Here is a 16278-nt window from a genome sequence, read left to right as displayed (position 1 = left end):
CCGGGGCCGGTCACTCGGCGGCCATCCGCTCCCGGAGGCTCCGGGGGCGCATGTCCGTCCAGACCTCGTCCACGTGATCCATGCACTCCTGGCGGCTGCCGGTCTTGCCGTCGGGGCGCCAGCCTTCCGGCACCTCCTTGTCCGACGGCCAAAGGGAGTACTGCTCTTCGTCGTTGATCAGGACCTGGAACGTGGTGTTGTCGTCCATCGGGTTTCTCTCCTTATTTTCCGGTGATTTCCGCTTCGAGTGGTTCGGACGCGGCGGGGAGGCCGCGCAGGGTGCGGTTGAGCGTGGTGAACACGGTGACGACCGCGATGGCGCCCGCGCACGCGAGCACCGCGGCGGGGCCGGTCAGCACCTCGACCAGCCAGCCGCCCAGCGCGGGGCCGACCGCGGCGGCCAGGCCGCCGGTCACCCCCAGTACGCCGCCGAGGCGACCACGCAGCTCGTCGGGCGTGTTCAACAGCTGGTAGGTGCTGATGGCGGTGTTGACCGACGGCGGGAGGAAGGCGATCGCGGCGAACAGCAGTCCCATCAGATAGCCGCTGTGCACGAAGATCGCGATCGGCGTCAGCACGGTCAGCGCCCAGAACACCCCGGTGATCAACAGGTACGGGCTGATCTTGCGATACAGGACGGGCGCGGCGAAGGCGCCGAGCACCCCGCCGGCGCCGAGCATCGCCGCCATGACACCGATCTCGCCGGCGGGCATGCCCCGGCGGTCGGCCAGCACGATGATCACCAGGTAGTAGGCCGAGAAGAACAGGTTCAGGCTGACCACGCAGAACGTCGTGACCCGCAGCCGAGGTTGCCCCCACACCCACTTCAGCCCCTCCACGATCTCCCGGCCGAGATGCGCGGGCGGCCGGGAGACCGCGGCGGGCCGTGCGGGCAGCCGGACGAACAGCAGCGCCACGAAGGCGAAAAGATGCGTGAGGACGTCGAAAACGAACGGGACGACCCGGCCGAGGGCGAACAGGAACCCGCCGAGCGCGGTGCCCGACAGCTGTCCGGCGCTGGTCCTCGCGGCGTTCAGCGAGACCGCCGTCGGTACTTCCCCGGCTTGGACCAGGAGGGGCAGGCTCGCCTCCTCCGCCGGTTCGAACAGGGCACGGCACACCCCCATCACCACGGCGACGACGACCAGGAGGCCGACTCCGGCGCCGTCCCACCACAGCGCGAGGACGAGCGCTGCGGCCGCGACCGCCTGCACGGCCTCGCAGCCGAGCATGATCCGCTTGCGGTGCCAGCGGTCCGCCAGCGCGCCGGCGGGCAGCCCGGCGACCAGCTGGGCGATCGCCACCGAGCCGACCACGAGTCCCGACTGCACACCGGATCCGGTGATCGCCAAGACCAGCAAGGGGAACGCGATCATCGTGGTACTGAAACCGGCCTCGGAGACGACCTGCCCGGTCCACAGGAGCCGGTAGTCGCGATTGCTCCTCAGCCCGCTCACGCCTCCTCACCCCGGCAGTCCGACGCGATGGCGCGCAAGGCTTCGGCGAAGTCCGCGGCGACGGCCGCCACCGTGGTCCGCGTGTTCAGGTGAGGCTGGTAGTACCAGGAGAACTCCAGACGGCCGTCACGCACACCGCCGACCACCTCGAGGACGTGCGGCGGGCGGTTCGCGGGGTCCTGCTCGCGGCCGAGAGGCGCGTGGGCCCGGAGATAGAGCCCGCTCCCCTCCCCCGCGTGATCGCCCTGGCCCAGGTAGTTGAACGCGACCTCCGATGCCGTGTCACCGAGCTCCGGGTACCGGAAGTACCGCAGGGCGCCATAGCCGAAACCGTTGCCCGGCAAGGCACGCAGCTGTTTCCGGACCGCCTTGACCAGTTCTCTCCAGCCGAGGGAGTCCTCGACCGTGAGACCGACCGGGAACAGGGTGGTGAACCATCCCACGGTCCGCGAAAGGTCGACGTCGTCGAGGATCTCTTCGCGTCCGTGGCCTTCCAGATCGACCGCGACGGCTCGCTGTCCCGTCCAGCGGGTGAGCGCCCGGGCCAGCGCGGTCAGCAGAACGTCGTTGATCCGGGTGCGGTACGCGCCGGGCGCCAGATGCAGCAGGGCGTCGGTGTCCCGCTCGTCGATCTCGACGGTCACCGATTCCGGCGGAGCGGGCGGAGCGCCGGTCTGATCGCGCGGGATCGTGCGACCGGGCAGCTCACGCGTCCAATGCGCGTGTTCGCCGTCCAGACCGCCGTCCGCGACGAACTCGCGCAGCCGGTGCGCCCAGTCCCGGAAGGACGTCGTCTTGGCCCCGAGGTCCGCCTTCTCCCCGGCTTCGATCTGCCGGTACGCGCGTTCGAGGTCTTCGAGCAGGATGCTCCACGACACCGCGTCGACGACCAGGTGGTGCGCGGCGAGCAGCAGTCGTGGATTCTCCGCTCCCTCCGGTTCGGTCAGCAGTGCGCGCAGATGCGGTGGCCGGGCCAGGTCGAAGTCCGCTTGCGCCGACTCGGCCTCGTTCTCCAGGTCGGCGGCGGGCACCCTCTTCAGCACCGGCCTCGGCTCGGCCGGTTCGTTGTACTGCGTCCACCCGGCGGCGGTCCGCTCGAAGCGCAGGCGCAGCGCGTCGTGCTGGGCGACGACGGCGTCGAGCGCGAGCCGCAGTGACTCCTCCTCCACCGGTCCGGCCAGTTCGACCACCACCGATTGGTTGAAGTGCGCCGGATTCGCCGGTTCGGAGGCGAAGAACCACCGCTGGATCGGCGTCAGCGGAACGTCACCGACGACGACCTCGCGATCCTCGGCCACCGTGTCGACCGGCTTCACCACCGTCGCCAGCTCGGCGACCGTCTGGTGGGTGAACAGATCCTTCGACCGCATCGCCAGGCCCGCCTGCCGGGCGCGGTGGACGACCTGGATGCTCAGGATCGAGTCACCGCCGACATCGAAGAAGTTGTCCGTGGCCCCGACCCGGTCCAGACCGAGGACTTCGGCCCAGAGGTCCGCCAGGGTCTCTTCCGTTTCGGTGCGCGGCTTCACGTAGTCCGCACTCTGTGCCAGAGACGGATCCGGGGCGGGGAGCGCCGCGCGGTCCACCTTGCCGTTGGCGGTGATCGGGATCGCGTCCACCGGGACGAAGATCGACGGCACGAGGTAGTCCGGCAGCGTCTCCCCGAGGAAGGCCCGGAGGTCCGTCGCCTCGCCGACCACGTAGGCGACGAGCCGTTTGTGGCCGGCGATCTCGCGGGCGACCACGACGGCGTCCCGTACCGAGGGATGCCGGCGCAGCGCCGTTTCGATCTCACCGAGTTCCACCCGGAAGCCGCGGACCTTGACCTGCTCGTCCACGCGTCCCACGAACTCCAGCCCGCCCGGCACCGTCCAGCGGACCAGGTCACCGGTCCGGTACATCCGGCTTCCCCGCGTGCCGAAGGGGTTCGCGACGAACCGGTCCGCGGTCAAACCGGGCCGGTTCAGGTATCCCCGCGCGAGACCGGCGCCGTCGACGAACAGCTCGCCGGTCGTCCCGATCGGCACCGGCCGCAGCGCGGTGTCCAGGACGTGGACCTCGGTGTTCGGGATCGGCGCGCCGATCGGCGGCGTGCCGCCGGGGGTCAGCGGCGCGCTCCACGAGGTGACGACGGTGGACTCCGTGGGCCCGTACGCGTTGATCATCCGCCTGCCCGGCGCCCATCGGTCCACCAGCGCCGCCGGGCAGGAGTCCCCGCCGACGAGCACGGTGCGGAAGTCCGGCAGGTCCACCTCGGGAACGGTGGCCAGCGCGATCGGCGGGATCAGGGCGTGGCTGATCCGCCGACGCCGCAGGACCTCGGCGAGCTGGGTGCCGAGCAACGGCCCCTCGGGAGGGACGACGAGCGCGGCGCCCGCGGGCAGGGACAGGCACAGTTCCAGGATCGACGCGTCGAAACTGGGCGAACTGAACGCCAGCACGCGATCCCCCGGACGTACCTCGCAGTGCTCGATTCCGGCGGCGGAGAAGGACGCCAGCCCGGCGTGGGAAACGACGACGCCCTTGGGCCGCCCGGTCGAACCGGACGTGTAGATCACGTACGCGGGCTGCGCCGGATCGACCGGCGTCCCCGGATCGGTGTCGTCGTACCCGGTCGCGTCGAGTGCGCCGTCCACCACCAGGACCGGGTCCGCGTCGCGCAGCATGAACTCGATGCGCTCGGCCGGGTAGCCGGGATCCACCGGCAGGAACGCGGCTCCGGTCTTGGCCACGGCCAGTTCGGTGACCACGAGGTCCACCGAACGCGGCAGCCGGACGGCGACGATCCGCTGGGGACCGGCGCCCCTCGTCGCGAGGAGCCGGGCCAGCCGGTTCGCCCGCGCGTTCAGTTCAGCGAAGGTCAGCGAGCCGTCGTCGGACACGAGCGCGGGCGCCGTGGGTGTCCGCCGCGCCTGTGTCTCGACCAGTTCGGCCAGGGAGGCGGCCGGGACGTCGCGCGCGGTGTCGTTCCACGCTCGCAGCTGGTCGAGTTCGACCTGGGGCAGCGACGGCAAGGTGGCCATCGGGCGATCCGGTTCGGCCGCGAGCGCGGTCAGGAGGGTCCGCAACCGCGCGATCAGCCTGTCGATCGTCGCCGCGTCGAACAGCCCGGTGCTGTAGTTGATCGCCCCGTGCAGCGCGTCGCCGTCCTGCTCGAACTGCACGAGCAGATCGAAGGTGGCCGACACCGCGGGCAGCGCGACCTCCTCCGCGACCAGTGTGCCGGAGCCGGGCCGGTCACCGGTGTTCTGCAGGACCACCATGGCCTGGAACAGCGGGGTCCGGCTCGGGTCGCGGGCGGGCTGCACGGCGTCCACCACGCGTTCGAAGGGGACGTCCTGGTGAGCGAACGCGTCGAGCACCGTGTTCCGCACCCGCGCCAGGAACTCGCGGAACGACCGTCCGCTGTCCACAGTGGACCGCAGGGTGAGGGTGTTGACGAAGAACCCGACGAGGCGTTGCAGTTCGGCGCGCTCCCGGCCGGAGGTCACGGTACCCACGGCGACGTCTTCCTGACCCGCCCAACCGGCCAGAAGCACCTGGCAGGCGGCCACGAGGGTCATGAAGAGGGTGCCGTCCTGGGCGTTGGCCAGCTCCCGGAGTTTCGTGGCGACGTCGGCGGGGACGTCGAATCCGGCCCACTCCCCCTCGGTCGTGCGCACCGCGGGCCGGGGCCGGTCGGTGGGCAGCTCGAGCGGTTCCAGCCCGGCGAGACGGTCTCGCCAATGGTCCAGCTGCCCGGCGAGCTCGGGGCCGTCGAGGAGCCGGCGTTGCCAGGAAGCGAAGTCCGCGTACTGCACCGGAAGCTCCGCCAACCGCGGCTCTTCGCCACGGACGAAAGCGGCGTAGCAGTCGTCGAGTTCGGCGGCCAGCACGCCCGAAGACCAGCCGTCGGTGACGATGTGGTGCAGCACCAGCAGGAGGACGTGCTCGTCGGCCGACCGCCGGAACAGCCGGGCCCGCAGCAGCGGTCCGGTGCGCAGCTCGAACGGCCGCGACGCTTCCCGCACCAGAGTGTTCTCGTCGAAGTCCTCCACCGGCAGGTCGACGTGGTACGGCTCGTGCACGAACTGGACGCCACGGCCGTCGACGGCGTCGAAGGTCGTCCGCAGTGATTCGTGCCGGGCCACCAGGAAGTCCAGTGTCCGGTTCAGCGCGTCGACGTCGAGCTCGCCGCGGAGCAGCAACGCCGTGGGTGAAAGGTATTCGGTGCCACCGGATTCGAACTCGTCGAGGAACCACAACCGCTGTTGGGAGAACGACAACGGCAAGGCGCCGTCGCGGGCGACGACCGGGATGGGCGAGGTACCGGCCTGCTGCTCCGGCAGCGCCGCGGCGAACCGGCCGAGGGTCGGCGCGCTGAACAACGCGCGTGGCGAGACGTCGACGCCCAGCTCGGTGCGCACCCGCGACGTGATCCGCATGCTCAGGATCGAGTCACCGCCGAGTTCGAAGAAGTTGTCCGTGACGCCGGCCCGGTCCAGTTTCAGTACTTCGGCCCAGATGGCGGCGAGACGGCGTTCGGTCTCGTTCCGGGGCGCCACGTATTCCGCGGCGGTGTCGCGGCCGGGCGCGGGAAGCGCCCGCTTGTCGACCTTTCCGTTGCGAGTCAAGGGAAGTACGTCGAGGGCGACGTACGCCGTCGGGACGAGGTGATCCGGCAGGCGCTCCCGCAGCCAGTCCCGCAGGCCCTCGGTGTCGCCGACGACGTAGGCGACGAGGCGTCCGTCGCGCGCGGCGACCGTGGTGTCAGTGACCGCGGGATGCCGCCGCAGCACGGCTTCCACCTCTCCGGGCTCGATCCGGAAGCCGCGGATCTTCACCTGGTCGTCGACGCGGCCGAGGTAGTCGAGCCGTCCGTCCGCGGTCCAGCGGACGCGGTCGCCGGTGCGGTACATGCGAGTGCCCGGCGGGCCGAAGGGATCGGCCACGAACCGGTCCGCGGTCAGCCCCGGACGGCCGAGGTAGCCGCGCGCGAGCTGGACGCCGGCGAGGAACAACTCGCCCGGCATCCCCGCCGGGACCGGTACGCCGGTCGCGTCGAGGACGTACGCCCGCAGGTTGGCCAGCGGACGGCCGATCAGCGGCCGGTCCCCCGTCACCGGCGTGTGGACGGAATCGACGGTCACTTCGGTGGGCCCGTAGTAGTTGTGCGAGGTGATCCCGGACTCCACCAGTTCACGCCACAGCCGCTCGTCGATCGCCTCGCCGCCGACCATCACCGTGTCCGGCCGGTGTTGCCCGGTCAGCAGTCCGGCGTCCATCAGCTGGCGGAGATAGGTCGGCGTCAGGTCGAGCAGGCCGATCCGGTGGTGCCGGACGTAGTCGACGGCGGCACGGGGGTCGAGCCGGGTGTCGTCGTCCAGCACGTGCAGCTCGTGACCGTCGATCAGGGCCAGCACTCCTTCCCAGGACGTGTCGAAGGAGAACGAGGCGGTGAGCGCGATCCGGCGGCGCTCCCCGCCGAGGAAACCGCGACGGTGCGCGGCGAGCATGTTCATCAGGCCGCGGTGCTCGATGACGACGCCCTTGGGCGTTCCCGTCGAGCCCGAGGTGTAGATGACGTACGCGGCGGTGTCCACACTCGCCCGCGTCCCGGCGGAGGTCGCCGACGTGTGCCCTGGCTCGCCGAGGACGACCACCGGCCGCGCGTCGTCGAGCAGGAAACGTTTGCGTTCTTCCGGAAGGCCGGGGTCGATCGGCAGATACACCGCGCCCGCCTTGAAGATCGCGAGGATCGCGATGACGGCTTCGGCCGACCTCGGCAACGCGACGGCCACCACCGATTCCGGACCGGCGCCTCGTGCGGCCAGTTCCCCCGCCAGCCGCGTGGCGCGGGCGTCGACCTCGGCGAAGTCCCAGGCCGTGTCCCGGAAGACCAAGGCGGTCTCGTGCGGCACGCGGGCCACCGTGGCTTCGAAGACGTCCAGGACCGTGCCGGACGGCACGTCGATCACCGGCCCGCTGCTCGAGGCGAGCAGTTCGCGCCGTCCGGACGGCGACAGCGGGGACAGCGCGTCGACGCGGCACCGCGGGTCGTCGGCGAAGGCGCGGAGGAAGCCCGCGAGCTGATCCGCCAGACGGCGGATCGTGGCCGCGTCGAACAACCGCGGGTCGTAGGACAGTTCGAGTCCGAGCTTGTCGTGCAGGTAGGCGGTGAGGTTGAGCGGGAAGTTCGTCGTGTCCAGCGACTCGACGTCCAGCACGCGCACGTCGGCCTGACCGCTGTCCTCGATCGGGTAGTTCTCGAACACCACCACGCTGTCGAACAGGGCCGTACCGGCGGGCACGCCCGTGAACGCCTGCAGTTCGGACAGGGCGAGGAAGTCGTACCGGCGCGCGTCGGCCTGTGCCGTCTGGGTTTCCCGCAGCCAGTCGACGGCGGGCTGGTGACCGCGGATCTCCACGCGGGCCGGGACGGTGTTGATGAACATGCCGATCATCGCCTCGACGCCCGGCATTCCTTCCGGGCGGCCGGACACGGTGGCGCCGAACAGCACGTCGGTTTCCCCGCTGTAGCGCCCGAGCAGCAGCGCCCAGGCGCCTTGCACGACGGTGTTGACCGTCAGCGCCGCGGACTTCGCCGTCTCGTGCAGCCGCGCGGACTCCTCCGGGGACAGTTCGACCAGGATCGCTTCGCCCGATTCGGCGCGATGCGCTTCCCGCGGCCGCCGGTCGAAGGGCAGCGGGGTCGGCGTGGTGAACCCGTCCAGCACCGCGCGCCAGTGGTCCTCCGCCTCGGCGCGGTCCTGGTCGGCGAGCCAGGCCAGGTAGTCGCGGAACGGACGGCGCGGCACCAGGCGCGCGGCCCGGCCTTCGACGATGGCCGCGTACTGCTCGCACACCTCGCCGAAGACCTGCGCCGTGCTCCAGCCGTCGAGCAGGACGTGGTGCGAGGTCCACACCAGTTGCACTTCGTCCTCGGTGAGCCGGGCGATCGCCAGGCGCATCAGCGGCGGCGCGGTCAGCTCCATCCCCGCCGCCACGTCCTCGGCCAGCACCTTCGCCAGTTCCCGGTGCTGCTCCGCCGGGGCGAGCGCGCGCCAGTCGTACTGCCGGACCGGGACCCGGACCTCACGGTGGACTCGCTGGATCGGCGCCTCGATGCCCTCCCACGCGGTACTGCTGCGCAGGATCGGCGTGCGGTCGACCACGCGCTGCCAGGCCTCGGCGAGCGCCTCCGGACGGCTCACCCCGGCCAGCCGGAGCCGGAACTGGTCGAAATACGCGGTCGAACCGGTGTCGACCAGACTGTGGAACAGCATGCCCGTCTGCAACGGGGTGAGCGGGTAGATGTCCTCGACGTCGCGGCCGTCCCCGGCGAAGCGGTCGACGTCGGCCTGAACGAGGCTGGCCAGCGGGAAGTCGGACGGTGTGCGCCCGCCCGCCCCGGCGCAATGCGCGATGATGCCCCGCAAAGCGTCGAGTGTGTCTTCGGCGAGCGCGCGGACCGTGCTTTCCTCGTGCACCTCATCGGAATACTGCCAGGTGAGATGCAATTCGCCGCCTTCGACGACGCCGACGACGTCGAGCAGATACGGGCGGACGCTTTCCGGGTCGCTGTCGTGCCCGATGCTTTCGCCTCGTCCCTGGAACCATCCGTCCGCGGCACCGCCCATGTCCCAGCGGCCGTGGTAATTGAAGGAGATCCGGGGCGTGGGTATCTCGCGCATTGCGGAACCCGGCGTATCTTCGGCCCCCAGATACCGCAACGCCTCGTAGCCGGCGCCTTTGTTCGGAACCGCGCGCAGTTGTTCCTTGACGGATTTGAGCACGTCGCCCCAGTCGCCTTCGGACACTACGGGCGCGATCGGGTACTGCGCGGTGAACCAGCCGATCGTCCGCGAAAGGTCGAGCGGCCCGGCGATTTCCTCGCGGCCGTGGCCTTCCATCGCGATCATGACCCGCGACCCCGCCCAGCGGGTCAGCACGCGGCCGAGCGCGCTCATCAGGACGTCGTTGACCTCCGTGCGGTACGCACCGGGAACGTCGCCGAGGAGCGCGGTGGTCTCGGCCCGGCCAAGTGACACCGAGACACCGCGCTCCGACTTCGCGGCGTTACGGCCCGGACGGTCAACCGGAATATCCGCCCGCGCACCGCGCAGAGAATTTTTCCAGTACGCGGTTTCCCTGTCGAGGTGTCCCATTTTCACGTTCTCGGCCAGACAATGAGCCCAATGGGTGAACGATGTGCGCACCTGGCCGAGGGATTCACCGAGGTACGCGCGTTCGAGGTCGGCCAGCAGAATTCGCCACGACACCCCGTCCATGACGAGGTGGTGGGCGGTGAGGAACAACTGCGGCGGCTTGTCGTGGAAGGTGAACAGCACCGCGCGCCACAGCGGTCCGGTGGTGATGTCGAGTGAGGTCTGCGCCCGCACCGCCTCGGTGTGCATGGCGGCCGCCGTGTCGTCCACTTCGGACAGATCGACGTGCCGGAGGATGTCGTGCGTTTCGGCGGGCGCGGGTTCCTGCACCCAGCCGCCGTCCGCGCGGGAGAACCGCATGCGCAGGGCATCGTGCCGCTCGGCGACGCTGTTCAGGGCGGAGACGAGCTTCGGGACGTCCACGGAGGACAGCACGAGGTGCACGGACATGGTCAGCCGCCACGGATCGTCCATCCGCTCGAACAGCCAGGACTGGATCGGGCCGAGCGGGGCCGGGCCGCGGTCTTCCTCTTCGACGTGCTCGGCGGGCGCCTCGGGCTGGGCGACGTGGGCGAGTTCGGCGATGGTCTGGTTCCGGAACAGGTCCTTCGACGACATCGTCAGCCCCGCCTGCCGGGCGGCCGCGACGACCTGGATGCTGAGGATCGAATCGCCGCCGAGGCCGAAGAAGTTGTCCTCGACGCCGACACGGTCGACGCCCAGGACCTCCGACCAGACCCCGGCCAGAATCGTCTCGACGTCGGTGCGCGGGGCCGTGTAACGGTTTTCGGCCCGCGCGCCCGGCTCCGGCAGCGCCCGGGTGTCGAGTTTCCCGTTGGCGTTGAGCGGCAGTCGCTCCAGCGCGACGAACACCGCGGGCACCATGTGCGCGGGCAGCGAGCGGCCGAGGAACTCCCGCAGCGCCGTCGTTCCGGGCACGGCGCCGGTCAGGTAGGCGACGAGCCGCCGGGCGTCCCCGGTGCCGTGGGCGACGACGGCCGCCGTCTCGACGTCGGGGTGGGCGATCAGGGCCGCTTCGATCTCGCCGGGTTCGATGCGGAACCCGCGGATCTTGACCTGGTGGTCGGCCCGGCCGCGGTAGTCCAGTTCGCCGCCGGCGGTCCAGCGCAGCAGGTCGCCGGTGCGGTACATCCGGGTTCCGGGCGCGCCGAAGGGATCCGCGACGAACCGCGACGCGGTGAGACCGGGGCGGTTGAGATAGCCACGGGCCAGACCCGCGCCCGCGACGTACAACTCGCCCGTCACGCCGGGCGGGACCGGGGCGAGATCCGCGTCGAGCACGTACGTCCGCAGGTCCGGGATCGGGACGCCGACGGTGGCCGTCCCGTCCGCTTCCAGCGGCCGGTGGGTCACGTGCACCGTGGTCTCGGTGATGCCGTACATGTTGACCAGCAGCGGTCCGTCCGGATGCCGCCGGTACCACTCCGCCAGCCGCGCCGGATCCAGCGCCTCGCCACCGAAGATCACGTACCGCAGGCTGAGCTCCGCCGAAGGCAGGGCACCGAGGCGGTAGAAGGCGGACGGCGTCTGGTTGAGGACCGTCACCCGCTGTTCGGCGAGCAGGGCCAGGAAGTCTTCCGGTTCGCGGACCGCGTCCTGCGGGACGACCACGAGCCTGCCGCCGTGCAGCAGCGCGCCCCACAGTTCCCAGACCGAGAAGTCGAACGCGTAGGAGTGGAACAGCGTCCAGACGTCCTGCTCGTCGAAACCGAACCAGTGGCTGGTCGAGGAGAACAGGCGGGTCACGTTCGCGTGCGGGATCAGCACGCCCTTGGGCACGCCGGTCGAGCCGGAGGTGTAGATGACGTAGGCGGTGTTGCCCGCCTCCACCCGCACCCGCGGCGTGGTGTCCGGCCACTCGCCTGCCTCGACCGAGTCGACGACGCACACCGGACGCGCGTCCGCCAGCGTCGCCTCGGTCCGGGCGGCCGGGTACGCCGGGTCGATCGGCAGGTAGGCCGCACCCGTCTTCAGTACCGCGAGCACGCCGACGACGAGGTCGGCCGAACGCGGCAAGCGGAGCGCGACCAGCTTCTCCGGTCCGGCACCCTCGCCGATCAGCCGGTGGGCGAGGCGGTTGGCGCGCCGGTCCAGCTCGCGGTAGGTCAGCTCGGTGGTCCCGCTCGTCACCGCGACGGCGCCCGGCGTGCGCGCCGCCTGCGCGGCGAACAGTTCGTGCAGGGCGGGCGCCGGTTCCGCGGCCGCCTTGCCGTTCCACTCCAGCAGCACCCGGTCGCGTTCGGCGGGGCTGATCCAAGGCTGCTCGGCGAGAGACCGCTCCGGTGCCGACGCGATGCCGTCGAGCATCCGGCGGAGCCAGCCGGTCAGCCGTTCGATGGTGCCGGCGTCGAACAGGTCGGTGTTGTAGTTGACGAGCGCGTCGAGCCGTCCGGCGGTCTCCTGGAAGTGGATCGTGAGGTCGAAGCCCGCGGTCACGACCGGCGGGGCCACCTCCTCGACGTCCAGGCCGGTCATCGTGGGGCGGCTGTCCGGAGTGTTGTGCAGGACGACCAGAACCTGGCACAGCGGCGTGCGGCTGGTGTCGCGTTCGGGTTGCAGATCGTCGACGACCCGGTCGAAAGGCACGTCCTGGTGGGCGAAAGCGTCCAGGACGGTGTCACGCACGTCGTTGAGGAAGGTATCGAAGCCGACCTTCAAGTCCACTGTGGACCGCAGGACGAGGGTGTTGACGAAGAACCCGATCAGGCCCTCGAGATCGGTGCGCTCACGACCGGAGACGACGGTGCCGACGGCGATGTCGTCCTGCCCGGACCAGCGGGCGAACAGCAGTTTGCTCGCGGCGAGCAGGGTCATGAACAGGGTGCCGCCCTGATGCCGGGAAAGCTCCTTGAGCCGGGCGGTGGTCCCGGCGGGCACGCTGAACTCGTGCAGTGCGCCGTTCTTGGTCCGCACCGCCGGACGAGGCCGGTCGGTGGGCGGGTCCAGCGCCGGGACGCCGTCGAGCCGGTTGCGCCAGTAACTGAGCTGGGCGTCGGATTCGGTGCCCCGCAGGCGTTCCCGCTGCCAGACGGCGTAGTCGGCGTACTGCGCCGGCAGGGGCGGGAGGGACGGCTCCGCACCGCGGGCGAACGCGCTGTAGGACGCGGCCAGTTCGGCCAGCAGGACACCGGAGGACCAGCCGTCGGTGACGATGTGGTGCAGCACCAGCGTGAGCACGTGATCGCCGGGGGCGAGCCGGGTCAGCGCGACCCGCAGCGACGGGCCGGTGTGCAGGTCGACGGGACCGGTCGCGGCGGCCAGCGCGGTGTCGAGATCGCCATCGGTGACGGCGACGTCGACGGCGTAAGGCGGATTGATCACCTGGACACCGCGGCCGTCGACGGTCGCGAACGTCGTGCGCAGGGACTCGTGCCGGGCGACCAGCGCGGTCAAGGCGCGGTTCAGCGCGCCGACGTCCAGCTCACCGCGTAGCCGCAACGCGGTCGGTGACACGTATTCGGTGCTGCCCGGTTCGAATTCGTCGAGGAACCACAGTCGTTGCTGGGCGAAGGAAAGCGGTGCCTCGAACCGGCCGCCGTCGCGGGACAGCAGCGGGATCGCCTCCCGCGGCGCCGTGCTCTCGGGCAGCCCGAGGGCGAGGCGGGCCGGGGTGGGCGCGGTGAAGACGAGCCGGGCGGGCACGTCGGCGCCCAGCGCGTCCCGGAGCCGCGCGACGACCCGGATCCCGAGCAGGGAATCCCCGCCGAGGTCGAAGAAGTCGTCGTCGACACCGACGCGTTCGACGCCGAGGACGTCGGACCAGATCTCGGTCACCAGCCGCTCGCGCTCGTCGCGGGGTGCGACGTACGGCGTGGCGGTGGCCTGCTCCGGATCCGGCAGGGCGCGCCGGTCCAGCTTTCCGTGCCGGGTCAGCGGCAGCCGGTCGAGACCGACGAACGCCGAGGGGACGAGGTGGCCGGGCAGGATCCGGTTCAGCGCGGTCCGCAGCCCGGCGGGGTCGGCGTCGCCGACGACGTAGGCGACCAGCTTGCCGTCCCGCGCGTCCACCGCGGCGTCCGAGACGTCCGGCTGCGCGCGCAGCACGGCCTCGACCTCGCCCGGTTCGATCCGGAACCCGCGGACCTTGACCTGCTCGTCGACGCGGCCGAGGTGTTCCAACTGCCCCTCGGCGGTCCACCGGGCGCGGTCGCCGGTGCGGTAGAGCCGGGCGCCGGGCGGGCCGAACGGGTCTGCGGTGAAGCGGTCCGCGGTCAGGCCCGGCCTGCCGAGGTAACCGCGGGCGAGCTGGGCGCCCGCCAGGCACAGTTCACCGGGAATCCCGGCCGGGACGAGGCGTGACCACTCGTCGAGGACGTAGGCTGTGACGTTCCCCAGCGGCCTGCCGATCAGGGGCCGGTCGCCGGTGACCGGCGCACAGGTCGCGTCCACTGTGGACTCGGTGGGTCCGTAGTAGTTGTGGACGGCCGTTTCGGACGCGGCGAGTTCGCGCCAGAGGTCCACGTCGAGGGCTTCGCCGCCGACCATCAGGAACCGTGGCCGGTGCTCGCCTTCGAGCAGCCCGGCGGGCAGCAGCTGGCGCAGGTAGGACGGCGTGACGTCGAGGAAGTCGACGTGCTCGTCCCGGACGTAGCGGGTCAGTCCGGCCGGGTCGAGACGGGTCTCTTCGGTGATGACGTGCAGTTCGTGGCCGTCCGCCAGCAGCACCGGGCCTTCCCACGAGGTGTCGAACGACAGGGTCGCGGTCAGCGCGACGCGCATCCGGTCGCGGCCGAACACGGCGCGGTGGTTGGCCAGCAGGTTGACCAGGGCCGAGTGGCCGACGACGACGCCCTTCGGCGTGCCTGTCGAGCCCGAGGTGTGGATGACGTACGCGGCGTCCGAAGGCCTGGGCGACGCCGGTCGCGGCCCGTCGGAGGCGACCGTGAAGGTGTCGTCGAGCACGACCACCGGCCAGGTGTCTTCCAGCAGCACCCGGATCCGCTCGGGCGGCAGCCCCGGATCGATCGACAGGTGGACGGCGCCCGCCTTGAGCACGGCGAACAACGCGACGATCGCCTCGGCCGACCGCGGCAGCACCACCGCGACGACCCGGTCCGGACCGGCTCCGCGAGCGGCCAGGTCCGCGGCCAGGACGTCGGCGCGGGCGACGAGTTCGGCGAACGTCAGCCGGACGTCACCGCAGACGAGGGCGGTCTCGTCGGGCCGGGTCCGCGCCTGATGGTCGAGGAGGTCGACGACGGTCGTCGCGGGTACCTCCAGCCCGTTGCTCCCCCAGAACAGCAGCCGGCGCTCTTCGGCGTCGTCGGTCAGCGGCAGGTCGGCGATCCGGCGGCCGGGTTCGGCGGCGATCCCGGCCAGCAGGCGGAGCAGGTGCCGGATCAGGCCGTCGATCGTGGCGGCGTCGAACAGTTCGGTGCTGTACTCGACGAGCCCGGCGAGCTCGCCGCCGGATTCCTCGAACTCCAGCGAGAGGTCGAAGTTCGCCGCGTCCCGCGCGACGCCCGCCGGTTCCACGGCCAGCCCGGGAAACCCGGGTCCGGAACCGGTGACGGAATGCAGCAGCACCATGACGTCGAACAGCGGGTTGCGGCCGGGGTCGCGGCCCGCCTGCACGGCGTCGACGACGGCGTCGAAAGGCACGTCGTCATGGGTGAAGGCGTCCAGGACGGTCTGGCGGGCGCGGGTCAGGTGCTCGGTGAAGGACGCCGACCGGTCCACGGCCGAGCGCAGCACGACGGTGTTGACGAAGAAGCCGACGACCCGTTCGAGCTCCGGCCGTTCGCGGCCCCGCACGACGGTGCCGAGCGCGATGTCCTCCTGCCCGGTGTAGCGGGCGAACAACGCCTGGCACGCGCCGATCAGGACGGTGAACAGCGTGGTCTCCGACGACCGCGCCAAGTCGGCGAGGCGCCTGGCGACGTCCGTGGGGACGCTGAATTCCCGCACCGCGCCCGCGGTGCTCCGGACCGGTGGCCGGGGCCGGTCGGTGGGCAGGTCGAGGGGTTCGACGTCGGCGAGGTGCTCCTTCCAGTGGTCGAGCCCCGCCCCGCGCGGCGGCCGATTTCGTTGCCATACGGCGAAGTCCGCGTACTGCACCGGCAGCGCGGGCAGGCGTGCGCCTTCGCCGTCGCGGTACAGCAGGCCGAGTTCTTCGGTCAGCACGCCCATCGACGCGCCGTCGGTGGCGATGTGGTGCACGCACACGAGCAGCACGTGCTCGGTCTCCGTGAGCCGTAACAGCACCGCGCGCAGCAACGGCCCGCGATGGAGGTCGAACGGCCGTGTGTACTCGACGCGCAGGACGTCCTCGAGGTCGTCCGGCGTGACGTCCACGACCGGCAGCACGACCTCGTAGGGCGGCTGGACGATTTGGACGCCTTCGCCGTCGATCTCGTCGAAGGTGGTCCGCAGCGGTTCGTGCCGGGCGACCAGCAGGCGCAGCGCGGTGGCCAGCGCGCCGTGGTCGAGCGATCCGGTCAGGCGCAGGGCGATCGCGCTGTTGTACTCCGGGTCGTCCGGCCTCAACCGGCTGAGGAACCACAGCCGTCGCTGGGCGGACGAGAGCGGGATCGGGCGGGAACGGTCGGCGGCGGCCGGGATCTCCGGCGCCGGTGCGGCCGTTCCCGCCATCCGCGCGCGCAGCGCCTCCCGCAGGTGGGCGGGCAGTGCCGCGATGCGGTCCTGTCTGGACG

The 16278-nt window shown here is 71.2% G+C and carries 3 protein-coding genes; all 3 read right to left on the bottom strand.

Annotation, left to right across the window (positions count from 1 at the left end; translation table 11 throughout):
- Positions 1-10 precede the first annotated feature (10 nt).
- The 3 genes from BKN51_RS08850 to BKN51_RS44595 are packed head-to-tail and all read right to left on the bottom strand — an operon-like array spanning position 11 to position 16240.
- On the bottom strand, positions 11-208 hold the full coding sequence (locus BKN51_RS08850; RefSeq protein ID WP_101607171.1) for an MbtH family protein: 198 nt from the start codon (positions 206-208) through the stop codon (positions 11-13).
- 13 nt (positions 209-221) lie between these two features.
- Positions 222-1457: an MFS transporter gene (locus BKN51_RS08845; protein WP_101607170.1), complete on the bottom strand. Its 1236-nt coding sequence runs from the start codon at positions 1455-1457 to the stop codon at positions 222-224.
- On the bottom strand, positions 1454-16240 hold the full coding sequence (locus BKN51_RS44595) for a non-ribosomal peptide synthase/polyketide synthase (protein ID WP_442857701.1): 14787 nt from the start codon (positions 16238-16240) through the stop codon (positions 1454-1456). Before BKN51_RS44595 ends, BKN51_RS08845 begins: the two co-directional genes overlap by 4 nt.
- Between the last annotated feature and the right edge of the window lie 38 nt (positions 16241-16278).

Source organism: Amycolatopsis sp. BJA-103 (assembly GCF_002849735.1).
In the GTDB taxonomy this organism is placed as follows: Bacteria; Actinomycetota; Actinomycetes; order Mycobacteriales; family Pseudonocardiaceae; genus Amycolatopsis.
Note: the sequence above shows the minus strand (reverse complement) of the source record. Positions and strands in the feature narration are given on the sequence as shown.